General features: G+C 59.0%; 23 protein-coding genes and 1 tRNA gene. 11 read left to right on the forward strand and 13 right to left on the reverse strand.

The window, feature by feature from the left end; translation table 11 throughout:
* From HY26_RS06085 to HY26_RS06100, 3 genes are all read left to right on the forward strand, one after another.
* Positions 1–893: DUF3987 domain-containing protein (locus HY26_RS06085; protein WP_146740184.1), on the forward strand; the 893-nt coding region annotated here is incomplete at its 5' end.
* A 230-nt stretch (positions 894–1,123) separates the two neighbouring features.
* Complete coding sequence (locus tag HY26_RS06090; protein WP_112073099.1) at positions 1,124–1,594, forward strand: DUF5681 domain-containing protein; 471 nt, start codon at positions 1,124–1,126, stop codon at positions 1,592–1,594.
* A gap of 444 nt (positions 1,595–2,038) precedes the next feature.
* Positions 2,039–2,221: a hypothetical protein gene (locus HY26_RS06100; protein ID WP_112073101.1), complete on the forward strand. Its 183-nt coding sequence runs from the start codon at positions 2,039–2,041 to the stop codon at positions 2,219–2,221.
* Positions 2,222–2,261: 40 nt separating this feature from the next.
* Here HY26_RS06100 and HY26_RS18835 read toward each other — a convergent pair whose 3' ends face one another.
* From HY26_RS18835 to HY26_RS06110, 3 genes are all read right to left on the reverse strand, one after another.
* Positions 2,262–2,738 (reverse strand): hypothetical protein, encoded by a 477-nt coding sequence (locus HY26_RS18835; RefSeq protein WP_146740185.1) that lies wholly within the window; start codon positions 2,736–2,738, stop codon positions 2,262–2,264.
* Entirely contained in the window at positions 2,735–3,514 is a 780-nt protein-coding gene (locus tag HY26_RS18840) for a PDZ domain-containing protein (protein ID WP_146740186.1), read from the reverse strand. Before HY26_RS18840 ends, HY26_RS18835 begins: the two co-directional genes overlap by 4 nt.
* Before the next feature lie 201 nt (positions 3,515–3,715).
* Positions 3,716–3,805, reverse strand: a tRNA-Ser gene (locus HY26_RS06110).
* Positions 3,806–3,958: 153 nt separating this feature from the next.
* Between HY26_RS06110 and HY26_RS06115 the strand changes: the two genes are divergently transcribed.
* A complete protein-coding gene (locus tag HY26_RS06115; RefSeq protein WP_112073103.1) occupies positions 3,959–5,158 on the forward strand; it encodes a CaiB/BaiF CoA-transferase family protein in 1,200 nt (399 codons plus the stop codon).
* A gap of 3 nt (positions 5,159–5,161) precedes the next feature.
* Here the strand turns inward: HY26_RS06115 and HY26_RS06120 are convergent, their stop codons facing one another.
* The 4 genes from HY26_RS06120 to guaA all read right to left on the reverse strand — a co-directional run bounded on the left by HY26_RS06120 (position 5,162) and on the right by guaA (position 8,924).
* Entirely contained in the window at positions 5,162–5,959 is a 798-nt protein-coding gene (locus HY26_RS06120; RefSeq protein WP_034763814.1) for a crotonase/enoyl-CoA hydratase family protein, read from the reverse strand.
* A gap of 83 nt (positions 5,960–6,042) precedes the next feature.
* Entirely contained in the window at positions 6,043–6,834 is a 792-nt protein-coding gene (locus tag HY26_RS06125; RefSeq protein WP_034763811.1) for a TIGR03084 family metal-binding protein, read from the reverse strand.
* 64 nt (positions 6,835–6,898) lie between these two features.
* Positions 6,899–7,348, reverse strand: coding sequence for a ribose 5-phosphate isomerase B (rpiB, locus tag HY26_RS06130; protein ID WP_034763808.1), 450 nt, complete (start codon positions 7,346–7,348; stop codon positions 6,899–6,901).
* Positions 7,349–7,361: 13 nt separating this feature from the next.
* Entirely contained in the window at positions 7,362–8,924 is a 1,563-nt protein-coding gene (guaA, locus tag HY26_RS06135) for a glutamine-hydrolyzing GMP synthase (RefSeq protein WP_034763717.1), read from the reverse strand.
* A gap of 100 nt (positions 8,925–9,024) precedes the next feature.
* Here guaA and HY26_RS06140 point away from each other — a divergent pair, with 100 nt between their 5' ends.
* Positions 9,025–10,089 (forward strand): aspartyl/asparaginyl beta-hydroxylase domain-containing protein, encoded by a 1,065-nt coding sequence (locus HY26_RS06140; protein ID WP_112073104.1) that lies wholly within the window; start codon positions 9,025–9,027, stop codon positions 10,087–10,089.
* Between the two features lie 30 nt (positions 10,090–10,119).
* On the forward strand, positions 10,120–11,277 hold the full coding sequence (locus HY26_RS06145; protein WP_112073105.1) for an aspartyl/asparaginyl beta-hydroxylase domain-containing protein: 1,158 nt from the start codon (positions 10,120–10,122) through the stop codon (positions 11,275–11,277).
* A gap of 3 nt (positions 11,278–11,280) precedes the next feature.
* On the opposite strand, the gene HY26_RS06150 is transcribed toward HY26_RS06145, so the two are convergent.
* Positions 11,281–12,588 (reverse strand): RsmB/NOP family class I SAM-dependent RNA methyltransferase, encoded by a 1,308-nt coding sequence (locus tag HY26_RS06150; RefSeq protein WP_065382927.1) that lies wholly within the window; start codon positions 12,586–12,588, stop codon positions 11,281–11,283.
* Between the two features lie 73 nt (positions 12,589–12,661).
* Here HY26_RS06150 and HY26_RS06155 point away from each other — a divergent pair, with 73 nt between their 5' ends.
* Positions 12,662–13,279 carry an N-acetyltransferase gene (locus tag HY26_RS06155; protein WP_051600159.1) on the forward strand — a complete coding sequence of 206 codons (618 nt, stop codon included), beginning with the start codon at positions 12,662–12,664 and terminating at the stop codon, positions 13,277–13,279.
* Positions 13,280–13,404: 125 nt separating this feature from the next.
* Here HY26_RS06155 and HY26_RS06160 read toward each other — a convergent pair whose 3' ends face one another.
* The 3 genes from HY26_RS06160 to guaB all read right to left on the reverse strand — a co-directional run bounded on the left by HY26_RS06160 (position 13,405) and on the right by guaB (position 17,110).
* Positions 13,405–13,926: a hypothetical protein gene (locus HY26_RS06160; RefSeq protein ID WP_112073106.1), complete on the reverse strand. Its 522-nt coding sequence runs from the start codon at positions 13,924–13,926 to the stop codon at positions 13,405–13,407.
* Positions 13,927–13,994: 68 nt separating this feature from the next.
* A complete protein-coding gene (locus HY26_RS06165; protein ID WP_034768014.1) occupies positions 13,995–15,452 on the reverse strand; it encodes an MFS transporter in 1,458 nt (485 codons plus the stop codon).
* A gap of 200 nt (positions 15,453–15,652) precedes the next feature.
* Positions 15,653–17,110: an IMP dehydrogenase gene (guaB, locus tag HY26_RS06170; RefSeq protein WP_034768012.1), complete on the reverse strand. Its 1,458-nt coding sequence runs from the start codon at positions 17,108–17,110 to the stop codon at positions 15,653–15,655.
* A gap of 113 nt (positions 17,111–17,223) precedes the next feature.
* Here guaB and HY26_RS06175 point away from each other — a divergent pair, with 113 nt between their 5' ends.
* Both HY26_RS06175 and HY26_RS06180 read left to right on the forward strand, forming a co-directional pair.
* The gene (locus HY26_RS06175; protein ID WP_146740187.1) at positions 17,224–19,104 is read left to right on the forward strand and encodes a hypothetical protein; all 1,881 of its coding nucleotides are present in this window, start codon (positions 17,224–17,226) and stop codon (positions 19,102–19,104) included.
* A gap of 68 nt (positions 19,105–19,172) precedes the next feature.
* Complete coding sequence (locus tag HY26_RS06180; protein ID WP_112073108.1) at positions 19,173–20,339, forward strand: indoleamine 2,3-dioxygenase; 1,167 nt, start codon at positions 19,173–19,175, stop codon at positions 20,337–20,339.
* Between the two features lie 3 nt (positions 20,340–20,342).
* Here HY26_RS06180 and HY26_RS06185 read toward each other — a convergent pair whose 3' ends face one another.
* Together HY26_RS06185 and HY26_RS06190 are read right to left on the reverse strand one after the other, a co-directional pair.
* Positions 20,343–20,765 carry a hypothetical protein gene (locus HY26_RS06185; protein ID WP_034768005.1) on the reverse strand — a complete coding sequence of 141 codons (423 nt, stop codon included), beginning with the start codon at positions 20,763–20,765 and terminating at the stop codon, positions 20,343–20,345.
* Positions 20,762–21,169 carry a GFA family protein gene (locus HY26_RS06190; RefSeq protein ID WP_034768003.1) on the reverse strand — a complete coding sequence of 136 codons (408 nt, stop codon included), beginning with the start codon at positions 21,167–21,169 and terminating at the stop codon, positions 20,762–20,764. The genes HY26_RS06185 and HY26_RS06190 overlap by 4 nt, the downstream gene beginning before the upstream one ends.
* A gap of 142 nt (positions 21,170–21,311) precedes the next feature.
* On the opposite strand from HY26_RS06190, the gene HY26_RS06195 reads away from it, so the two are divergent.
* A complete protein-coding gene (locus tag HY26_RS06195; RefSeq protein WP_051600157.1) occupies positions 21,312–21,608 on the forward strand; it encodes a dodecin family protein in 297 nt (98 codons plus the stop codon).
* Positions 21,609–21,830: 222 nt separating this feature from the next.
* Positions 21,831–22,784: a sulfotransferase gene (locus HY26_RS06200; protein ID WP_146740188.1), complete on the forward strand. Its 954-nt coding sequence runs from the start codon at positions 21,831–21,833 to the stop codon at positions 22,782–22,784.
* Positions 22,785–22,802 lie beyond the last annotated feature (18 nt).

The raw sequence follows: 22,802 nt of genomic DNA on the forward strand, positions 1-22,802 counted from the left end.
GGCATTCGATGAAAGCAGAGAACCGCCTCGGCTCCCTGGCGGGGCTTTCCAAGTTCTGGGATGGCGGCCTGCAGGCCTACAAGCTGAGGGGCTCAAAAGACAAATCCGAGACGCTGACGGCCAATGATTGCCGCCTGGCCGTTCACTTGCAGGCTCAGCCGGTCGCATTGCAGCCGTTCCTTTCGGACCCGATGGCAAAGGGGCAAGGCCTCCTCGCGCGCTGCCTTATTCACAAACCGGCTTCCACGATCGGGACGCGGATCATGACACTGGAAGAGTGGCAGACCGATGGCATTACCGTCGAAGTGAAGTCCTTTGCCATGCGCGTTAAGGCCCTCCTTGGGCGGCCTGTGAGCCGTGATGACGGAGCTGTCCAGCGAGAGCTGCTGCCCCTCACTACGGAAGCCATGAGGGCTCTGGTTGACTATGCGAACGAGGTTGAGCGGTCCCTTGCACCTGCGGGCGACCTGGAAGGCATGAGCGATCTTGTAAACAAGGTACAGGAACAAGCCGCCCGCATTGCGGGGACGTTTGCAGCCTTTGCGGACCAGATGGAAATATCAGGCTGCACAATGGAGGGCGCTATTCGTGTGGCCCGCTATTTCCTTTCCGAGACGGTCCGGCTGGCGAGGATCGGTCCCCAGAATGCAGCGGCAAAGGACGCACTTATCGTCGCCGCATGGCTACATGAACGCAAGGGCGCGGTACCCTGCAAGACCTTTTCACGGTGCGGCCCAAAGCACCTGAGGAAGGTCATAAATCGAAAAGAAGCATTCAGCTTGCTGAAGGACGCAAACTGGATGCGTGAAGCCAATGGCATGTTGGAGTTGAACCCAAAATGCGTGGCGCTGGGTATGATTAAGGCGCCTGTATCGGGCGAATGGGGCGAATAAGGCGAACAATGAATAATCTTGTTTCATTTCAAAGCTCTGTTGTTCGCCTCTTCTGGGCGAACGTTGGGCGAACGGGAACAGCGTTCGCCCCTGTTCGCCCCGCGTTCGCCCCGCGTTCGCCTCAATGCAAAATCTCTGGAACTGCATTGTCTACAACACGCTTGCCAATCCATTCGCCCCTTTCGCCCTGTTCGCCCTGCGTGGAAGCCATATAACAAAGGAGGTATCCGATGAGTGAGAAGGCCAAAGGCGATCCCGATACTACGGGAAGGAAACGGGAAGGAGTTGGGCGCGGTAAGCCGCCCAAGGAGCACCAATTCAAGCCCGGTAATTCTGGACGGCCCAAGGGCTCGCGTCATAAAACCACGCTGGCCATACAAGCGCTTCTGGACGGCGAAGGCGAGGCCCTAACCCGCAAGGCGGTTGAGATGGCTCTGGCAGGCGATACTGTCGCGCTAAGGCTTTGCCTGGAGCGTTTGGCACCTCCCCGCAAGGACTCTCCCGTTCGCTTCACGCTTCCGCCTATGGATGGTGCGCAGAATGCAGCCGCAGCGATGGGCGCAATTCTGGCAAGCGTCGCGAGCGGCGAACTGACCCCAACAGATGCGCAAGGTCTTACGGGCTTAATCGAAGCTTACCGCAAAGCTTTGGAGACAACGGAACTGGAGGCTCGTTTGCGAGCACTGGAGGAGCGGTCGTGAACAGCATGGACAGCCGACTAGTCAGACTGGAAAAGAGAACGTCACCGAAGGCCTCCAGAGAGGAACGGCGTCAAGAAATTCGCGAAGGACTTGCCCGTCTAGGCATGACATATTCCGGTTCCTTCGCCTCTCATTCTGATCCTGCCGACAAACGTTCGCCCGCAGAAAAGTTGAGAGACTTCCTGAGGCATAGCGAGGCGCAGAGATGAACACTATAGAGCGGCGGGTAAAGGCACTGGAAGGAAAGTCCGGGCGTATCGGCACGAAACCCGATGTCATCTACATCTGTTCCGTTGCTCCGAGTCCGGACGGGCCGGTTAACCTGGGTCCAAAACTGGCTTACATTCTCAAAGGGCCGCACGCCGGGACGCAACAATCGTGTGGAGAGGGTGAAAGCGGCGATGCTTTTCAGGTACGGTGTAGCGCAATGGTGGACGCCATCAAATGACCCTCAAGAGCCGCTTGCAACGCCTCGAAAGCAAGACCCCATCTTTCTATGACAGCGTGGATGAGATCCCGACGCCGGTACTGGAGGCGATGATCCGGACGGCTTACCGGAAAGGTAGTCACACGCATGAAGCGGAAGAGCTTTATCGATTGCTGGAGCAGAGCGGATTTGAGTTCTGATGACCAGACCGAAAAGGCAATTTCAGCCTGCGTGGAAAGCTCACATAAGTCCATCTCGCCGCATTTGCTCAATAATTGCAATCTGTAGCGGCTGAAGATCGAAACAATACCTGAAGCCTGCTTCGTCAAATTCTCCCCGCTCCGCGGCAGCGAGCTGGGTATTTCGTTCCAATTGGTAAAAGTTTTCGACTTGGTTTAGGCGTAGCGACTGAAGTGTTGCATATGCATCGGTATCATCTCCAGCTGTTTCCAAAGCCAGATACATCGCAAAGAAGTTGGCAGCGACTCGGGCGCCCCGAGACGTGCCCATATATTCTTCTGCGCCAGCTGGCTTTCCTGCAGATCGCGCCATTCCTGCCGCATGCTCAAAGCGAGCACTACATCTTGCAAACTCTTCCATCGCCGCGAATGGATCTTCTACAATAGTCTCGACCGGAGGCCGAATGGTTTGCGCACGTCCTTCAAACCCCGAAAGGATTGCGATAGCACCGAAGCTTAGAACCTTAAGTAAAGTCACTCAGTACAACCAGGTCCGCCTATGAACTGTACCGAGATTCTGTTGCGACCTCGTACAATCCCTAATTCCATTTTCTGACCGGTTTTAGGTGCTGGTGTAGTATCAATAACAGGCTGTTGGTTTACCGTAAGTATGTAGTCGTTTGGCAAAATATCTGCGTCATAAGCAGGACTTCCCTTCCGGACCGCAGCCACTCGAAGGCCCTTGTTCGTTCCAAGCATAATCTTTTCATCGTCCGAGAGCTCCTCTGGGAGCACACCAAGACAAGGTTCTTTCATGGGCGCAAAATACAGAGCTGATTGATCATATCTGCGTACAGAATAAGGCGTATAAGTAGTAACCGGAACGGTAGTCGTTGTCGTTCCGCTATAAGTTCCAGTCGCCATCCCGCCGGTACCGTATGCTGTGGCAGTTCCATTTGTTCGTGAGGTGACGTTTTGCTGGGTAGTGATAGGAATGCTTCCGCTTACCGTATTTGTGTAGTTCGAGCGAAGCACTACATATTCGGCACCCACTTTCTTAGCTTGTGTAAGTGCTTGGGATGTGTCCTCCGACGGGGCATTAAATGACGACTCGCCGACAAGCGTGTACCCATTGGTGAACATGGTATAGATTACCTCTTTAGGGGTACCTGATACGTTTGCGACCTTGGGCGCGGATGTCGCCGGAGCGATACTTTTGTTACCTTGAGAGTAATCCGAATAAAATTGAGAATAGCCTGACGAACACGCGACGACGCCGCCCAGCATTCCAGCAACCAGCCAATTCGCTTTCATAATTCCCCTCCCAAATCTATCTTCATGAAATGAAGCACCCCCTCGGAGAGATTTCAATGTCTGATGGGGTGATAATACAAGTTTCCGTAAACGACCGCCTGAAACCACTCTTCACCAGAGCACAAGGATGGGTACATGGATGGGTAGGTAATCCCATATAAAATAAATGTTGTTATATTTCAGTTAGTTATACGGATTGTCTGGCGGAGGAGGAGGGATTCGAACCCCCGGAACCCGTAAAGGCTCAACGGTTTTCAAGACCGCCGCATTCAACCACTCTGCCACTCCTCCGCGGCAAACGGCTGTTTTCACGATCCGGGCGCGACAGGCAAGCCCCCATCTGCGCTCGCCTGCCCGGCTCTCTTTGCGGAAGGACTGGATATTAGGCCCGGACTGTCCGAAGGTTCTCAGGAAAAACGACATACAATCCGGAGGAATTCGCCCATGCTCGAGGGCATCAAGGTCATCGAATACGCAACCTATATGGCCGCGCCAGGTGCGGGATCGATTCTCAGTGACTGGGGCGCAGACGTCATCAAAGTCGAGCCGCCGGGCGGGGATCCGATCCGGATATTCTTCCGGACGCTTGGAACGGATATCCAGGACAATCCCGTGTTCGATTTCGACAACCGCGGGAAAAAGTCGATCGCGATCGACACCTCCAAGCCGGAAGGCCAGAAGTTGCTGAGGAAGATGGTCGAAGAAGCCGATGTATTCCTGACCAATGTCCGGCCAGGCGGACTGGAACGATCTGGTCTCAGCTATGAGGAACTCAGCAAGATCAATCCGAAACTCGTCTATTGTTCCCTCACAGGCTACGGGCTGGAAGGTCCCGATGCCGATCGGCCGGGTTTTGACGTGGCGAGTTTCTGGAGCCGGACCGGCGTCGGCGCCTTGACCGTGCCCAAGGGGCAGGAGCCCTTCCCTCTACGGACGGCCTTCGGTGATCACACGACGTCCATGGCAACCGCAGCAGGCATCTGCGCGGCCCTGGTGGAATCGACCCGGACCGGAAAAGGACGTCTGGTGGAGTCATCGCTTTTCCGTGCCGGCCTCTACGCCCTCGGATCAGATTTCGCGATCCAGCTTTTCTTCAATCGTGTCGCCTCGACCAAGAGCCGGCATGAGCAGAACGTGCCTATGACCAACTTCTTTAAAACCAAGGATGATAGCTGGATTTGTATCGTCCAGCGTCAGGGTGATGTGGACTGGGTACCCATGTGCAAGGTGATTGGCCGCGGAGACCTGCTGGAAGATCCCCGCTTCACGAGTTCCAAGGCCCGCCGTCAGAATGGAGCCGAACTCGTCGATATCATCGACGCCGGATTTGCCAAATTCACCAAGGACGAAATCTCCGCCCGTCTGGATGAGCATTCCATCGCCTGGGCGCCGGTGCAGACACTCGCTGAAGTCGCAAAGGATCCGCAGACAAAGGCAGCCGGTGCGATTGTGGACGTTCCGAGCAGCAAGGGCGACGGGTCGACCTTCCCTTCCCCTGCTTCGCCTGTCCGGTTCCCGGGTGCCGATGACGGCCCGAAAGGACCGTCACCGAAACTTGGAGAACATACGCGTGATGTCTTGGAGAGGCTTGGATTGCCCTCCAGTGACATCGACGCGCTTTATGCCGACGGAGTCGTGAAGTAGCGCCTATTCGCCTTTGAATTCAGGTGTGCGCTTTTCGAGGATGGCGTTGACGCCTTCCATGTGATCGTCGGTCTCGTGCATCAGCGCCTGCGCTGCGGCAGACATTTCCATGATTGTGTCATAGGATGTCGTCGCGCCTTGGCGCATCAGCGTCTTGGCGAGGCGCAGTGCTTGCGGCGGCTGGCCTGCAATGCGCTGAGCGAGCGACATGGCTTCGTCCATCAGCTGCTCTCCTGGAACCACTTGAGAGACGAGCCCCCACTCACAAGCGGTATGGGCATCGATGACGTCACCGGTGAAGAGGAGCTGTGCTGCCCGCGAGGAGCCGATCAGGCGCGGCAGAAGCCAGGCGCCGCCATCGCCTGGGATCAGCCCCAGTTTCAGGAAGGTCACGCCCATCTTGGCCTTCTCTGATGCAATCCGGATATCCGCCATGCAGGCCACATCACAGCCAAGGCCGATGGCCGGACCGTTGATCGCTGAGATCAGCGGGACTTCCAGATTGTAGAGAGACCGCACGATCACGTGGATGTTCCGGCGGTAGCCTTCGCGGATGTCGTGCGGTTTGCCTCCGAAGGCGCCGGTCTTGTTTTGCATCGCCTTGACGTCGCCGCCCGCCGAAAAGGCCCGGCCGGCGCCAGTGAGGATGGCACACCGTATTTGCGGATCCGCTGTGATTTCCGCGCAGGCCGCCGCAATGGCCTTGCCGTCACCATCCTGACCGAGCGCATTCATTGCGTCCGGCCGGTTGAGCGTCATGACGACGATGGGACCCTGTTTTTCGAGTTTGATGACCGACATACGGCTTGCCTCCAATTTTGCTGGCAGGAGAACTGGCAGCCCCTGCCCCGCTTGTCCATGTATCTGCCCGGAGTGATTTCGTCTCAGGTCAGGATTTTCGCACGGAAACGGGTTCCTGGAGCTGGTGGATCATTCCGGCCGCCGGCGAAACACTGCGCCTTCGACATCCAGTCTTCCGCAACCGGTCCTGTCACCTTCAGGTTTGTATCCTCTATGTGGCGTGTCTGCGTCACCACCTGGCAGAATTCCGTGGCGCGGCCCTCAATCCGATTGGCGCCGTCTTCTTCGCCAAACGACCAGATTTCTCCGGACGGTGCCGTAAGCTTCACGTAAGGCATGGGGCCGATTGGCTCCTCCTTGCGGACCAGGTAAGTCCAGCCATAAGTATTGATCCCCAGCACGGCGATATTTTTTATCCTGTCGGCGTCCACCCGTTCCGCCCCAAGCACATCATAGATTTCCTGTCCGTGGGCCCAGGTCTCCATAAGTCTTGCCGTTACGGACGAGCGCGCGCTCATGGATGGCCCGGCCCACTTCAGGCGGGCTTTGGGGTCTGCTTCTGCAAAAACTTCTGCAGTCTTTTGCGCCTGATCCCACCACACCGAGAGCAGCGGGCGACCGGATGCCCCGTCTACATGAGCCTGCTCACGAGAGCGCATACCTTGGGCGCCGACAGCTGCGAGTTCTTCTTCGAGCCGCACTTCATCCACGATTTGAAGCTCAGCCATCCAGTTCCAGAAATGGAGGTGGCGGAGCACATCATCGACCGTCCAGTCCTTGAACTGGGTCACCTTGCCGAAGTCTGCTTCGGGGCGGTTTACGAGTAGCCCGTAAAGGGCCCGGCTTTCCTCGAGGAAGTCGCCTGCCTGTTCCATACTTTCCTCCCTTGTCTCCGCCATATTCGGCGAGACCGGCAGGAATTGCCACACTTCCCCGGCGCTAACCTTCGAGGGCTTTGATCATATCGACGCGAGTTCCGTGCCGACCGCCTTCGAATTCGGCATTCAGGAAAGCGTCGACGATGTCCAGCGCCAGACCTTCCCCAACGACGCGCGCGCCCAGGGACAGCATGTTCGCATCATTATGTTGCCGGATCATTCGGGCAGAGAAGGTGTCACTGCACACACCGCAACGAATACCTTTCACCTTGTTGGCCGCCATCATAATGCCTTGGCCGGTGCCGCAAACGATGATCCCGAGCTGACATTCGCCGGAAGCAACCTTCTGTGCCGCTGCTTCTCCGTGAATCGGATAGTGGGTGCTTTCCGACGTCATCGGTCCGATATCGACCACATCCCAGCCTTGAGCAGCGACATGCACTGCAATGGTCTTGCGAAGCTCGATATCCGCGTGATCGCTGGACACAACGATACGTTTATTGGTGCTCATCGGAATACAGCCCCTATTCCCACTCGATTGTACCGGGCGGCTTCGACGTCACATCGTAGACGACGCGATTGACGCCCTTCACTTCATTGATGATCCGGGTCGCGACGCGGCCGAGGAATTCATGCTCGAAGGGATAATAGTCCGCAGTCATACCATCTGTGGATGTCACAGCCCGCAGCGCGAGGACGGCTTCATAGGTGCGCTCATCGCCCATCACGCCGACCGTGTTTACAGGCAGCAGGACGCTGAAAGCCTGCCAGATCTCATTGTAGAGACCCGCCTTGCGGATCTCTTCGATATAGATCGCATCGGCCTTGCGCAGCGTGTCGGCCTTCTCGCGTGTGATTGCACCCGGAATACGGATCGCAAGGCCCGGGCCCGGAAACGGATGACGGTCGACAAAGGCATCGGTCAGGCCAAGCTCCCGGCCAAGCGCGCGGACCTCATCCTTGAACAATTCGCGAAGCGGTTCGACCAGCTTCATGTTCATGCGTTCCGGCAGGCCGCCAACATTGTGGTGGCTCTTGATCGTGACGGACGGTCCACCGAGCGCAGAAACGCTCTCGATCACGTCCGGATAAAGCGTTCCCTGAGCAAGGAAATCCGCGCCGCCGATCTTCTTCGCTTCGTCTTCGAAAACGTCGATGAACAGGCCGCCGATGATTTTCCGTTTGCGCTCCGGATCCGTCACACCTTCGAGCTTGCCGAGGAAGAGGTCCGACGCATCCACATGGACCAGCGGAATATTGTAGTGTTCGCGGAACAGGTTCACGACCTGATCGCTTTCGCCCGCGCGCATCAGCCCGTGATCGACATAGACGCAAGTCAGCTGGTCGCCGATCGCTTCGTGGATGAGAACAGCGGCAACCGAGGAGTCGACCCCGCCAGACAGGCCGCAGATCACGCGCCCCTCACCGACCTGATCACGGATCTTCTGGACTGCTTCAGCGCGGTATGCAGCCATCGTCCAATCGCCCTTCAGACCGGCGACACCATGCGTGAAATTGCGAAGCAGCTGGCGGCCATGGGTCGTGTGAACGACTTCCGGATGGAACTGCGTTCCATAGAAGCGCCGCTCCGGGTCCGCGATGATTGCGTAAGGTGCGCCGGGGGATTTCGCGATTACGCCGAAGCCTGACGCCATGTCGGCAACATGGTCGCCATGGCTCATCCAGACCTGCTCGTGGTCACCGGCGTGGAAAAGGCCTTCAAGGATCGGGTCATCGACGACCTTTTCGATGAACGCCCGACCGAATTCGCGGCTGGTACCACTTTCGACCTTGCCGCCCAGCTGTTCCATCATCACCTGCTGGCCATAGCAGATTCCAAGTACCGGAACGCCGAGGCTGAAGACGGCATCGTCCGCCCTTGGGCTGCCTTCCCAGGTGACGCTGGACGGGCCGCCTGAGAGGATGATGGCCTTCGGGGCATAATCTGCCAGAAACGCAGCATCAACTTTGTTGAAGGGGTGTATTTCGCAGTAGACGCCGCTCTCGCGAAGACGCCGGGCGATCAGCTGAGTCACCTGGCTTCCAAAGTCGACGATAAGGGCGCGTTCGTGTCTCTGGTCAGTCATGGCGCCGCTTAGCCGAGGATGAGAGATTCGTCCACATCAAGATGCGGCTGCGGCGCTACTGGCGCTTGACCCTGCTGACGGACCGGCATTTCCTGCCGGAATGACAACCACCCTCCCCCTGGAAAGCCGCAAACAGGCTGCGTTTGAGCATGCCCGCGCTGGCCGATTTGGCGAGGCAGCCGAGTTGCTGCTCTCTGTTCTCAAGGAAGTGCCGCAGGACATTGGAGCATTGTTGCTGCTCGGAGACGTCCAGCACGTCGGCGGACGTACTCAGGATGCGAGCCGCGCCTATTCTGGCGCCCTGCAAGCGATCCAGCTTGCCGGCGGACAAGTGGCGCCAGGGATCCGGCAAGGTGTCCAACGGGCGCAAGCCCGTCTCGCAGAATATGCGCAAGGCTATGAAGCCTTTATCGAAGGCGAGCTGCCGAAGGCAGGGCGGAGCAAACGGTTCGACCAATCGGTCGATATTCTCCTCGGCAAGTCCGGTATCTATCTCCAGCAGCCAACGAAATACTATTTTCCCGGCCTGCCTCAGATCCAGTTCTACGACACCGCCGAATTCATTTGGGTCGCCGGCCTCGAAGCGAAGACGGCCGACATCAAACGCGAACTGATGGGCGTTCTGGAGGATCATGCGGCCTTCCGGCCCTATCTGGAGCGTCATGACAGCCAACCGAACGTGAAGAGCCACAAGCTTGTCGGCAATGATGATTGGAGCGCCTTTTACCTCTGGAAGGACGGCGAGCGCGTGGAGGAAAATTGCGAACGGTGCCCAGTCACCGCCGCCGCTTTTGAGAACATTCCACTCGACCGCCTGCCCGGACAGGCGCCGTCGGTCCTGTTTTCCCTGCTCAAACCTGGCGCACATATTCCACCGCATCACGGACTGATCAACACCCGCCTGATCTGTCACCTCCCGGTCCTGGTGCCCGGCCCCGCCTGGCTTCGTGTCGGAAGCGAAACTCATTATTGGCAGGAAGGTAAAGTGTGCATCTTTGACGATAGCATCGAACACGAAGCGAAGAATGATGGGAACGAAACCCGGGTAGTCCTCCTGTTCGACATCTGGCGTCCGGAACTGTCTGAGCAAGAGCGTACCGAAATCGCGAAATTCCTCGGCGCGATTTCCACTTTCTCCGGAGAGAAAGTCGTCACCGGGAATTGACCGGACAAGGCCTGCGAAAGGACGACTTCCATGGACAGCAATCTTCAGAAGGCGCGCCAGATTGCCGGTCAGGGCATGCAGGCGCTCAATGCGCGCAATGGCCAGGCAGCCGAGGCGGCCTTTCATCAAGCAATAGAACTTGGCTGGCCAGGCGCCGATATCTGGATTGTGCTGTCTCATGCGCGATCGCTGAACAAGGACATGGCCGGATCCGAACAGGCACTTGCAGAAGCGATCCGCCGCGAACCGGAAAATCCGCGTGCGCTGCTTTACATGGGCATGTTCCTGGACTCCTGCGGCCAGTCTCTTCGCGCGCGATCCTTCTTTGAACAGGCCGTGCCGCTAGCAGAAGCGATTGGGAACAAGTCACCGGAAATTGCCGACCTCCTCGTCCGGGCCCGGCAGGCCTTGTCCCGCCCGATTCAGAACGTTCGCCATCCGGTCGATGATTTCATCGATGTTCATAAGCTCGGCAGCGAGCCCGAGGACGAGCTCCTGATCGAATCTCTCCAGATCCTCGCCGAACGGAAGCGGCCATATTATTCCCAGCCGTCGCGGTTTCTGTATGCCGGCCTGCCGAACCGGCAATTTTTCCACCGCGATGAATTCCCGTGGACTGCCGCATTGGAAGCGGAAACCGACACCATCCGGGCAGAACTTGAAGCTGTGCTGGCGGAGGCCCGTCAGGCGGCAAGATTCTCTCCCTATGTCGAAGACCGGAACCAGAAAGGCGCGCCGGGAGATTCCCCACTGCTCAACAGCACAGACTGGAGTGCGTTCTACCTCGTCAAACAGGGCGAGCGGATCGCGGAGAACATTGCGGCGTGCCCGAAGACAATGGCGGCGATCGACGCGATTGGGGCCGATGCCTTTCCGTCGCCACGCCCGTCAGTCTTGTTTTCGCAGCTCAAACCGGGAACTCGGATTCCGCCGCATGTTGGCATGTTCAATACCCGGCTTGTCTGTCACTTGCCGCTGATCATTCCAGAGAAATGCGGCTTTCGCGTTGGCAACGACACGCGCGAATGGAAGCCGGGCAAGATGTTCATCTTCGACGACTCCATCAATCACGAAGCCTGGAACGAGAGTGCCGAGTCGCGCTTCGTTCTGATCTTCGAGATCTGGCGACCGGAACTTTCCGCCCGTCAGCGCGTCCTGCTGACGAAACTGTTCGCGCCGGGGTTCTGAGCCCTAGCCAGACTTCCTGAGCACCGAAAAGAAGAAACCGTCCGTTTCCGCCCGGCGCGGGGTCAGGCGGACCGATCCTGACGGGCCGCGGTAGTTGCGGACCATGGCGGCGCCTTCATCGGTCAGCAGGCCCGAGGCGATCGCCATTTCAGCGGCGTCTTCCTCGGTAAAGTCCTGATGGCCGGAGAGGAACTCCGCCACACGGTCTTCATCCTCTTCCATCAGGAAGCTGCAGGTCGCGTAGACCAGTCGTCCACCCGGCTTCACGAATTCGCTGGCATTGGCGAGAATGTCGGTCTGTTCCTGCTGGCGTTTGGCCAGCTGGCCAGGTTTCAGGCGCCACTTGGCATCGGGCCGGCGGCGCCAGGTTCCGGTGCCCGTGCAGGGCGCGTCGACGAAGACGAGGTCCATCTGGCCGGTCAGGTCTTCCAGCTGTGTCGACTCCGACGGGTGGACGAGCTGAACATTGTGGGCGCCCGAACGTTTGAGGCGCGGGATCAGGGCGGAAAGCCTCCGCCCGTCGATATCATAGGCGAAGACCTGCCCCTTCCCCTGCATCTGGGCGGCCAGCGCGAGCGTTTTGCCGCCGCCGCCGGCGCAATAGTCCAGCACCTGCTCACCAGGCTGCGCGTTGCCTGCCGCTGCCGCGATTTGGGATCCGGCGTCCTGAACTTCGACCCAGCCTTTCGAATAGGCCGGAATGCTTTCAAGGCTCGCCTCGCGCTGGGACGGATCACGGGCCGGAATATGGTAGGCATTGTGGAGCAGTTTTGACGGCTCGGCTTTCGCGCTTTTCAGCGGCGCGGCGGCCTTTTCGGTATCCACTTTCAGCGTGTTGACGCGCAAATCCACATCGGCGCGCACGGCCATGGCCTGCGCTTCAACGGCCGCTTCTTCTCCGAAAACACGCGCCAGGTGCGGCGCCAGCCATTCGGGATAGTCGCCCTGCACGTGCGGCGGCGCGGTCGGGTCCGGCGCCATAACGAGGCGTTCGCGCTCCTGCAGCGTCAGCTTCGAAGGCGCATGCTCCTCATCCATCGCCGCGTCGATTTCACGGATGTTCCAGCCCCAGGCATGGGCCAGCGCGCCGAGGATCAGGCCGCGGGGGCTGTCGTCGCCCATGGCATGCGCGATGGAATTCCGCTTGCGCAGCGCATCCAGCACAAGGCCGGAGACCCAGGCGCGGTCTTTCGCGCCGGCATAGCGGGCCCGTTTGCCCCAATCGCGCGCGGCAGATTTCACCGGCTGGTGGCGGTTCAGGACGTCTGAGAGTACGTCGATGGCTGCCGCGATACGTCCGCCGTTGCGCATGATTTTGGTGCTCCTTTTGGGGAGGGCTGTGTTAGCGTCTCAAAAAACAGAAAGAAACCGGAAAGGGCGGAAGATGCTGGAGATTAACCTGCCGGAGGGGCTTAGACAGGCCGCTGCCGCAGACTGGCGCCAAATGGGAAGCATCACGGGCGAAGCCTTTGAGACAGATCCGGTAAACCTCTGGATCTTCGGCCGGACCAAAGCGCTGAAGCCGACGTTTTCCCTGCTCGCACAAGCGATCTATCTCAAATACGGCATCTGCCACCTTGCCGGGGACGGCGGGGCGACGATGTGGATCGAGTCGCAGAACCGGCGGGAGTTGGGCCTGCTGCCGACCTTGCGCCTGATGCCGACCCTGTTGCTCAAGGGCTCGCAAGGGTCTGTTTTCCGGGCCCTCAATGCCGGCAAGGCCATGGATGCGCATCATCCGAAAGATCCCCACCTTTACCTTTTCACTATCGGCACCCGGAAAGGGGCACGCGGCACGGGTCTCGGCAAGCTGATGATGACGCCAATGAAAGCGGCCGCCGACAAGGCCCGCCTGCCCTGTTACCTCGAAAACTCGAACCCGCAGAACACCGGCTTCTACCGGAGTCACGGTTTTGAGCGGATGAAATTGTTCGAAGTCGGCCCGGGCAGTCCGCCGATGGAGGCGATGTGGCGGGAGCCGCATGACCCCCAGCACGTGTGACCGGCGCAGGCGCTGCCTGTCCGGTGAATGGGTGTAGGATAAGGGGGTAGGATCAGCTGCTGTCATTCCATCTGCTGAAGGCGTCTGCCAGCAGCATGGGAAGCCCGGCCGCCGCCGCGCCGAGTTCAGGTTTCAGACGATAGGTCGGGATGGACGCGCCGAGCGGACGCGGCGCCCCTGCCCGGCGGCGGCGTTCCATGACGCGCGCGACGCGCAGGGCATATTTTTCCGGATGGCGCAGGATGCGCCCCGAGTACCTCGGACCGCCGCATGAGACAGGCGACCGGCACCGGACCGGACGCGGACGATGCGCCTTCCGGGAAGCCGTGGCCGTCCAGCGCGTAGACCTGCGTTTGCCCGCTGAGCGCGATACTGAAAGAGATCTGCGCTTTCGTGATGACAGGATCATCATCTTCCGGGCCCTCCGGCCTCTTACGCGCCCTGATCGGATCCAGCGTCAAGCTGAGCGCCATCAGCATGGTCAGACGGCGGAGGATGATCGCCAGCTGCTTTACATGCGCCCGCAACCGCCTCGCCGCGATTAGCGGAACAGTGTCCGGGCTGCGTGTCAGCCCCGCATCATAGGTGGCTTCCGCCAGGCTGATGCAGACCTGCTGAAGGGTGAAGGTGATGAAATCCGTGCTCATGCGCGGAAATTACTGCGAGAGCGAATCCGGTTGGCTTGGGTGGTTGATAACTGGCCGGGTGGGCCTCTTCATTCGCCTGCCGAGGCGTTCTCCTGCTGGCGGATCGCTTCGAGATTGGCGTCGTGGTCTGCGCGCCTGAGCTGGTAGAAGTACAGGAAGCAGGCCCCGCCAATATACAGGGCCATCAGGATTGGAATGTACCAGATCGCCAGTGCGTTGATCACGTCCTGCGATACCTGGCCCGGCCTCGCCTTTTCCGGAAAGCCGACCAAAGAGAGCAGCAGGCCGGCAGCGAAGACGCCGATGCCTGATACACTCTTCTGCATGAAACTGTTGGCGGAATAGAACAAGCCTTCGGCGCGCCGCCCGGTGCGCAGGCTGCTGTCGTCGACAACGTCGCCGATCATCGCATGGACGAGAATCGCCGAAGAAACACCGCACAAAGAGTACACCGCGCCGATCGCAAACACCGCCGGCAGGAGGCGCGGATCACCATTCTCAAAGAAGAGCCCGTTGAGACGCAGGATGAATGGCAGCGCGCCCATTATCACGGCGAGTACGGCCAGCAAGAACGCCGCGTTTCGCTTGCCCATCAAACGGGACGCAAAGGGTGCAAATGCCAGGGCCAGGGTCGCGGCGACGATGTATTCAAGTGTCAGGATGGCCAACTGGAAATTGGTGAAGCCCCAGAAGAAGGTGCCGAAATACAGCGCCAATGCGGAGGTCAGGCCGATCGCCGAGTATTTCAGGATGCCGAAGCTGAGGATAGCGAGGAAGTTCCGGTTTGAAAAAGTGCGCGCCATCATCGCAAGGGTCTGGAACGCGCTTTTCCGCTCGTCACGATTCGGCTGCAGCCGAAGGTATTTGATGCGGTGGTGCGTCCCCACTGTGGATGCCACGACAGATGTGAACATCAGGGCGCCACCGAAGAGGCCGAAAGCGAGATAGGCATCGGGGTTCAGCTGACCGACCGGATAGGCCTCTGTCGGCTGCATAAAATAGAACAATGTAATGAAGGAAAGGCCGATGCCGCCAAGGTATCCGAAGAAATATCGATAGCTGGCGATGGCGGTTCGATCATCATAACCGGGTGCAAGTTCAGGTGCGAGCGCCGAACTCGGGATCTCATATAGCGTGATGAAGGTACGCACCGCGGTGGACAGGACGACGAGGTAAACGAAGAGCGTCGCGCCCTCCAGGCCTGGTGGTGGAAACCAGAGCAGGATGAACGACAATGAAGCCGGGATGGCGGACGCGTACATCAAGGGATGGCGCCTGCCCCAGCGCGTGCGTAGCTGGTCGGAAATCTGGCCGACGACCGGGTCGGATATGGCATCGAAGATCAGGGCAACCATGATGGCAGCCGAGACGAGCGCCGGCGGCGCGCCAATGATGTAGTTGTAATACCAGAGCAGGTAGGTCCTGAACGCGATATCCTTGACGCCATAGGCGATCGAGCCGAAGCCGTAAAAGAAACGCGTGGCAAATCCGAGTTTTGGCGGGGCGGCCGGACTGGCAACCGTCATCGGCCACCTGCCTTTGTGACTGCCAACATGGCGGCATTTCCAAGGCGCAGCAGAATTGCGTCCATCGAGTATCTGACCTCCCTTTTTTTGGAGGACTATGGGAAATGCTGGCCTTGAGGTCCAGCATTTCCGGTTCAGAACTGCCTACTGCCGTTGCGAAACGTGCAAGCGCCAAATGGCGAATATATGCCGTCTACACCCTATCCCCGTGACAGCGAGTAGTTCGGGCTTTCCCGGGTCATCTGGACGTCGTGGACGTGGCTTTCGTGCAGGCCGGCACCCGTGATCTGGACGAACTCCGCCTTCTTGTGCAGCTCGTCAATATCCTTGGCGCCGACATACCCCATCGCTGCGCGCAGGCCGCCCACCATCTGGTGGATGATCGGCGCGAGCGGGCCCTTGAACGGCACCTGCCCTTCGATGCCTTCCGGGACGAGCTTGTCGGCGGCAGCGTCCTTCTGGAAGTAACGATCGGCTGAACCGCGCGCCATGGCGCCGAGGCTGCCCATACCGCGATAGGCCTTGTAGGAGCGGCCCTGGTAGAGGAACACCTCGCCGGGCGCCTCTTCGGTCCCTGCGAACATGGAACCCATCATGGCAGTCGCTGCACCGGCCGCGAGGGCCTTGGCGAAGTCGCCCGAGAATTTGATCCCGCCATCGGCGATGACCGGCACGCCGCTCGACTGGGCGGCGTTCGCGCAGGCTTCGATGGCGGTCAGCTGAGGTACGCCGACGCCCGCGACGATGCGCGTCGTACAGATCGAGCCTGGGCCGATGCCGACTTTCACCGCGTCGGCGCCTGCGTCGATCAGCGCTTTAGTGGCTTCGCCGGTGGCGACGTTGCCGGCAATGATCTGCACGGCATTGGAAATCTTCTTGGCGCGCGTGACAGCCTCTGCCACCGCCTTGGAGTGTCCATGCGCCGTGTCGATGATAACCGCGTCCGCGCCCGCCTCGATCAGCGCGGCGGTACGCTCAAAGCCCGCGTCGCCGACCGTAGAGGCAGCAGCGACACGCAGGCGGCCTGCAGCGTCCTTCGCGGCATTCGGGTTCACCGCGGCCTTGTCCATGTCTTTCACGGTCAGGAGACCCAGGCACTTATTGTCCTTGTCGACGATAACGAGGCGCTCAATCCGGTGCTTGTGCAGCAGGCGGCGGGCCTCTTCCGACGAGGTCTCCATTTCCACCGTGACGACGTCGCGAGTCATCAGATTCGCGACCTTCTCATTCATGTCTTCGGCAAACCGGGTGTCGCGGTTCGTGATGATACCGACGACCTTGCCATTGTCCTCAACCACCGGAATGCCAGAGAAACCAGTGCGTTGCTTGAGTTCGTTCAGCTCACCCAGTGTCGCTGTGGGCGCGATGGTGATGGGGTTCATCACGACGCCACTTTCGTATTTCTTGACCATGGCAACTTCACCGGCCTGCTCCTCGACGGACAGGTTACGGTGAATGACGCCAATGCCGCCGGCCTGCGCCATGGCGATGGCGAGGCGCGCCTCAGTCACCGTGTCCATGGCCGCCGAAATCAGCGGAATGTTCAGCGGAATGGTTTTCGTCAGGAAGGTCGAGACATTGACGTCGGCGGGAAGAACCTCGCTCGCGCCGGGCTGGAGAAGCACGTCGTCAAAGGTGATCGCTTGTCGGATTTTCATGTGGGGAGCTCCCTTTTCGGCCCAATAAGGGAGTCGCGCGGGCTTGTGAAGGGGGCAGTTTCGCCTGAATGCATTCATCTTTTCGTCAACCTCGGCGAGTATCTGTTTTCGCCATGGGACAAAGCCGACGAAACTGGATGTGTGCGGGGCTGGCGGCGGCCACCTTTGCCGCGAGCGCGGTGGCCGATCCGGCAACCTTCTGCGACGGGCGCTATGCAGAAGAGGCAAAGGCAATCGATTCCGCCTATCAGCGCTTCGGTACGCTCTATTCTGGTGGTGGTCATCATTCCCACGTGGATTCCGTTAGTGGCACGGTGCAACTCTATCGCATCATGTCCGGATTCGAGGTAATCCCGCCCAGCGCAGGACGGCAGCAGATCAATCTTTATGCCGCCGAGCACCAGCCAGGAAACTGGAACGACGAAACGATCGGGCAGGATCTCGCGGTGATGACGCAAGCTGACCCGGCACCGCTCGCAGCGGGTTTCTTCGCATCAGCCGCTCATCTCGACTTGATGACCAGCGCCGGGCCGGCCGCTGACTGGTGGCTGCGGCCGGAGGCATTTGACGATGCCAAAGGCTATTCGCGGCGCAAGGCCCACCTTGTGGGCCTCACGCCACTGCAACGGCGCGTCGCGAACCTGGCCCGGCGCGAACCGGCTCTCGACTGGCTGCAGGCTGCGCTGTCCCTGTCGGCAGAACCTTACGAGCTCTACCCTGCCCTGCGCCCGGCATGGACGGCGGATGATAACCGGCTCTACGCACATATCCTGGCTAAGGCGGAAGCCGAGGCACGGCCCGGCCCATGGCTGGCGCTGGCGGTTCTGGCAACCCGGGAGGAGCGCCAGTTACCCGACGCTCTGGAGCGAACCGTCAGCGGGATATCCCGCGCCATTGAGCGGTGTGAGGCGGATGCAGCGGTCTACACAATCCTGGCCGCAAGCGTGCAGCCCCGGGGCCAGGATTGGCTTCCCGTACGCCGCAATGACGCCGAATTTCTGCGCCAGGCCCGGCAAATCGCCATCAGTTACAGCCTGACATACCCATTTACCCAGTGGAATCATGAGCGCTGGCAGGCACTTTCCAAACGGGTGAGCGATCCGGGCGCGCTGACGCTGCCCCTGATGCTGTCGGCGCCGGGTGCCGATGCTGCCGCCGCTTATGCACAAGGCCCTTACGCGCCGGATGCTTTCCGTATGCTGCCGATCCGCGCGCTGGAGACGATAAAGCCCAACATGGCGCTGGCCCGGACCATTGCACTGGGACGAACCGAGGATGCGGAGCGGCAGATTGATACGTTTCTTCAGCGCTATTCGTGGCACAAGAATGCCATGGAGGGACTGAATGGGTTGCCCGCTCCTGTGCGGCAGGCTGTCTTTGCCCTGCGGGTGGATTGTCTGTCGACACGGCATGAAAGCGATTGCGCGGAAACTGATCCAAAACCGCAGCATCTGCACAGGGACCTGTCGAAAGACTGGACCTGGGCGGCGGCGGTTGATCAGGATTTCAGAACCTGGATGTACGACATTTCGAGAGATTCCTATTTTCGAGCCCGCACACGCGGCAATCTTCAGGGCTATCGTGCATATTTTTCGTCAAGATTTTATCTGAGTGACCTACCCTATCCGGACCTCCTGCCGGGCCCGTATGAAACGATCCGGAGGAGCGACGAGGGCTTCGCCCACTGGGCAGCCTGGGACGAGATCGCACCGCTGACCCGAGACAAGCGGATGACGCGGACCCTGTCGCTGACGGTGATTGACTGGGTCGACAGGAACACCAACACACGATGGAAGCGCGCCTTCAATCCTCACAAGGACCTGATGGCCGAAGCGTTGCACCGCGTCGTATTTATGCTGGAACATGAACCAGCGGGCGACATTGACGGCGAACCCGTCGCCAAGCGCGCGTTCGAACTGCTGCACTATCGTTTCCGGGACTCAGACTGGGCAGAGCAGACGCCCTATTGGTGGGAGCCCGATCACCGCCATTAGCCCCTTGCCGGAACTTCCAAAACGGAATTAGTTTCATATGTAATAATATGCCCTGGGAGGAGCGGTTTATGAAACTTTCCGATTATGGACTGACCCGGAAGCGGGGATTTCTTGCGTCATTTGATCCGGCAATGGTGGAATTACCCGCTTTCCTGCAACCGGCCCGGCAGATGGCGCTGGACATACCCAAGCTGATCTGCACCGGCCGCGTGCGGGCTTTGCTGGAACGGTTGCCGGCCATCGATCTCACCGATTTCTGCGCCATCGCCAGCGAAGCCGAGCAGCGGATTGCCATGTTGCACTATTCCTTCATGGTACAGACATATGTCTGGGGAGAGCCCGAGGCGCCCCGTGCCCTGCCCGCTTGCCTCGCCGTACCGATCTGGCAGCTCAGCCAGAGCCTCGGCCAGCCGCCGCTGCTGCCGTACTCCTCCTACACGCTGGAGAACTGGGCTCTGATTGACGAAGGCGGCCCGATCGATCTTTCCAATGTTCGCGTCCTCCAGCACTTTGACGGAGGAATGGACGAAGCCTGGTTCATTCTCGTCCATGTCGCCATCGAGGCACGGGCTGGTGAAATGCTGGACGAAGGGTTGACACTGATCGCGGCGGCCGAAACCGGTGATGTTCCTGAAGCTGCACGCTGCCTGTCGGTCATGTCCACCGTGTGGGACGATGTGAACGCCATTTTCGACCGGATGCCGGAGCGGTGCGATCCTTATTGCTATTTCCACCGCGTCCGCCCGTGGATTCATGGCTGGAAGGACAATCCGGCCCTTGGCGATGGCTTGATTTATGAGGGCGTCGAGGAAACCGGAGGCAGGCCCCAAGCCTTCCGAGGACAGACGGGATCGCAATCTTCAATCGTCCCCGCGATGGATGCGCTGTTCAGCGTCGGCCATGCTGCAGACCCGCTACGCAGCTTCCTGGATGAGCTTCACGCTTATCGCCCGCCTGCGCACCGGCGCCTGATCGAGGATATTCGTGCGTCGAGCCGCGTCCGCGTCTTTGTCGAACAGTCTGGCGATGCAGACCTGAAGCGCCTCTACAATGAGAACGTCTCGAAGCTGGCGCGTTTCCGGACGCGGCATCTTGAATATGCGGCAAGCTATATCAACAAGCAGGCAAGCCAGAGCGCGGGCAATGACCCGGACATCGGCACCGGCGGAACGCCCTTCATGAAATATTTGAAGAAGCACCGCGACGAGGCCGAGGCGCATCTATTGCCTGTCTAGATCTCAGTCGACACAGATCGACATGCCGGCTTTGCCATTCTCGACGGTCGTGTAGCAGCCGAAAGGCGCATCATTGGCCTGGCAAGTTCCCTGGACCGGCGTGCCAGGCGCGACCGATCCGGGGTCGCCGGCCAAACGGCATTGCCCGAGACAGTCGTCGCTGCCGGTACATGCCTTGCCAGCGTCGGCGAAACTCTGAACGCAGTGCTGCCAGCCTAACCGTCCGGCTTTCTGGACGACTCCTCCTGCCGCTTCACATCGCGCGCGTTCTGCAGGCGTCGCAAACTGAGACGCGAACTGAATGCGCTCATAAGGCGGCAAGGAGCTGCCAAAGTCCGGATTGGCGGCGTGATAGTCCCTGAGCGCACTACAGGCGGCGACCGTTGCGATCGCCGCCCCTATCAAGATCAGCCTCTCAGGCTTCATCCGGGGAATCTTTCAAACGACGGAATGCCTTCCGGAATGTGGTGGAAACTCGGTGCATCGGCTGTCTGCATGACGACCTGCGGCTGGCCAAAGAGGCTGGTATCATCCAGCGATCCGACTTTCAGGATAACGGCATCAGGCAGTGCTGGAGACCGTGTCAGAATATGCGTCCCACAGGTGCCGCAGAATTCGCGCGTGACCGCATGGTCGAGGTCGCTTCGCTTGAACTTCTTTGGCTCACCCTTGGTGTAACGGAAGCCGGCAGTGGGCATTGCCATGAAGTCATTGGCCTGACCGCCTGTAAGGTACTGGCATTCGCGGCAATGACATTCGCCCTTCATCACCGGCTCCCCGTCCGCCTCATATCGGATTTCGCCGCAATAGCAGCCGCCTGTCGTGGTCATGATTGTTCCTCCCAATGTGTCGCCATCATTGTGAAACGTCAGCATTCACGGTGCAAGCGACAGTTAATTGGAACCAAACACGGCTATAGCGCATAGGTTCAATGGAGGGAGTTGTAGCGAAAGAACGGGAAAGCCTGCTCGTATGCCTGCTGCCAGCTCATTTAGCCGACAGATTACCGGAATATCCGATATCTCCGTGGATGACGCGATTGCCAGAACGCTTGCTGTGGCGCGCGATGGATACGGCGAACCTGACTGGTTTGATGTCATGACGGCACGCGGCTTCATCTCGAATGGCCGGGTGACCCATTACCAGGTGACGCTGAATCTGGGCTACGAGGCGGTTAATCAGGGCGCCTCTGACGACTTCTATTTCCAGCGTGCGTGCCGCGGCGCCCGAAACATGACCGGCTATCATACAATAGAAGCGCGCCTGTGATTTCCTTTAATAGTTGTAATTCAACGACTTTTTGAATTGTACCACATCTGGAAGCCGCAGGATCTCACGGCCCTGATGTTAGAACCGGCCTCGATCACCCAAATCCGCATTTCTGCAGTATTTATTATAATCCCGGCGCTCTAAACAATCATCTGGTCCATAAATTGCCAGTCACCAGGCAGTACATGTGCATTCCAGATTCAGGTAGAAAACGTGCGCGGCTTGGGACGACTGAAACTCACCTCTATCGCTCTGATGGATTACATCAGCGCGTCGAACTTGAGTGATACTTTGCTCATCAACGGCTTCTGGCGCAGCGGGACGACCTGGCTGCAGCAAACATTCGTCGACGCGATGGATGCAAAGTCGCTCTTCGAACCCTTTTCTCCTTCCGCCGGCCATCATTGGGGACAACTAAGTAAAGGGGCAAATACGGCAAGCCGGAACGTGTATATGCCTCTGTCCGCAAATTGCTTGACTCCCCGCGACCGGATCAAACTCCATCTCGCATTCAAGGGTGTCGGGACGCACGGGTACACGCATTTCCTTCGGAAGGAAGAATCCCGGACCTGGTCCAAGAACCTGGTCGTCAAATCCACCCGGCTTGGGTTCATTCTCGATGAAATCTCCGACCAGTATCAGGTTCCCGTTATTCACATCCGGAGAAATCCAGCCGCTATTTATGCCAGCTTCAAAGATACAGATTGGGCTTGGCGTTTTCAGGATTTCAGGCTGAGCCAGAACTACAACATGGAGGACTTCATCAAGGGAACACGTGAATACGACCTTGCTGACATCCTGCTTCGCTATGACAAGACGCCGGTCGAACGTTTGGCCGCTTTGTGGAGTTTAAGCGAACGGACAGCGCAAAAAAGCGTCGTTACGGGCCGGGCGCACCTGGTGCGATATGAAGACGTTGTCGCGCAGGGCCCGAGCATCCTGAACCAACTGAATATTGCGTCCGTGAACTTCGCCTCCAATGACGCGGCCAGCCCGGTGACAAACGCTGGACGAGAAAAACTGACGCCCTTTGAGCGTCAGAACGATTGGCAGACGCGTCTGTCCAGGTCCGAGATCGAATGCATCCGGTCCATTGCAATCGATCTTTTCCCGGACAACGGATACTTTCAGAGGGACGATTCTCCGTTTGGCGAAGGTGTCGTGAATATCAGGTAAGCCCGCGCCTCTCGCAGC

Origin of the sequence: Hyphomonas sp. GM-8P (genome assembly GCF_003263315.1) — a bacterium.
GTDB lineage: Bacteria > Pseudomonadota > Alphaproteobacteria > Caulobacterales > Hyphomonadaceae > Hyphomonas.

Excerpts from the sequence above, each read along its gene's own strand:
- HY26_RS06160 (WP_112073106.1), bottom strand. The coding sequence starts at position 13,926 with ATGAGCACGGATTTCATCACCTTCACCCTTCAGCAGGTCTGCATCAGC.
- HY26_RS06185 (WP_034768005.1), bottom strand. The coding sequence starts at position 20,765 with ATGAAGCCTGAGAGGCTGATCTTGATAGGGGCGGCGATCGCAACGGTC.
- HY26_RS06195 (WP_051600157.1), top strand. The coding sequence starts at position 21,312 with ATGCCTGCTGCCAGCTCATTTAGCCGACAGATTACCGGAATATCCGAT.
- HY26_RS06180 (WP_112073108.1), top strand. The coding sequence starts at position 19,173 with ATGAAACTTTCCGATTATGGACTGACCCGGAAGCGGGGATTTCTTGCG.
- HY26_RS06115 (WP_112073103.1), top strand. The coding sequence starts at position 3,959 with ATGCTCGAGGGCATCAAGGTCATCGAATACGCAACCTATATGGCCGCG.
- HY26_RS06090 (WP_112073099.1), top strand. The coding sequence starts at position 1,124 with ATGAGTGAGAAGGCCAAAGGCGATCCCGATACTACGGGAAGGAAACGG.
- HY26_RS06190 (WP_034768003.1), bottom strand. The coding sequence starts at position 21,169 with ATGACCACGACAGGCGGCTGCTATTGCGGCGAAATCCGATATGAGGCG.
- HY26_RS06165 (WP_034768014.1), bottom strand. The coding sequence starts at position 15,452 with ATGACGGTTGCCAGTCCGGCCGCCCCGCCAAAACTCGGATTTGCCACG.
- guaB (WP_034768012.1), bottom strand. The coding sequence starts at position 17,110 with ATGAAAATCCGACAAGCGATCACCTTTGACGACGTGCTTCTCCAGCCC.
- guaA (WP_034763717.1), bottom strand. The coding sequence starts at position 8,924 with ATGACTGACCAGAGACACGAACGCGCCCTTATCGTCGACTTTGGAAGC.
- HY26_RS06150 (WP_065382927.1), bottom strand. The coding sequence starts at position 12,588 with ATGCGCAACGGCGGACGTATCGCGGCAGCCATCGACGTACTCTCAGAC.
- HY26_RS06175 (WP_146740187.1), top strand. The coding sequence starts at position 17,224 with ATGGGACAAAGCCGACGAAACTGGATGTGTGCGGGGCTGGCGGCGGCC.
- HY26_RS06145 (WP_112073105.1), top strand. The coding sequence starts at position 10,120 with ATGGACAGCAATCTTCAGAAGGCGCGCCAGATTGCCGGTCAGGGCATG.
- HY26_RS06140 (WP_112073104.1), top strand. The coding sequence starts at position 9,025 with ATGACAACCACCCTCCCCCTGGAAAGCCGCAAACAGGCTGCGTTTGAG.
- HY26_RS06100 (WP_112073101.1), top strand. The coding sequence starts at position 2,039 with ATGACCCTCAAGAGCCGCTTGCAACGCCTCGAAAGCAAGACCCCATCT.
- HY26_RS06120 (WP_034763814.1), bottom strand. The coding sequence starts at position 5,959 with ATGTCGGTCATCAAACTCGAAAAACAGGGTCCCATCGTCGTCATGACG.
- HY26_RS06155 (WP_051600159.1), top strand. The coding sequence starts at position 12,662 with ATGCTGGAGATTAACCTGCCGGAGGGGCTTAGACAGGCCGCTGCCGCA.
- rpiB (WP_034763808.1), bottom strand. The coding sequence starts at position 7,348 with ATGAGCACCAATAAACGTATCGTTGTGTCCAGCGATCACGCGGATATC.
- HY26_RS18840 (WP_146740186.1), bottom strand. The coding sequence starts at position 3,514 with ATGAAAGCGAATTGGCTGGTTGCTGGAATGCTGGGCGGCGTCGTCGCG.
- HY26_RS06125 (WP_034763811.1), bottom strand. The coding sequence starts at position 6,834 with ATGGAACAGGCAGGCGACTTCCTCGAGGAAAGCCGGGCCCTTTACGGG.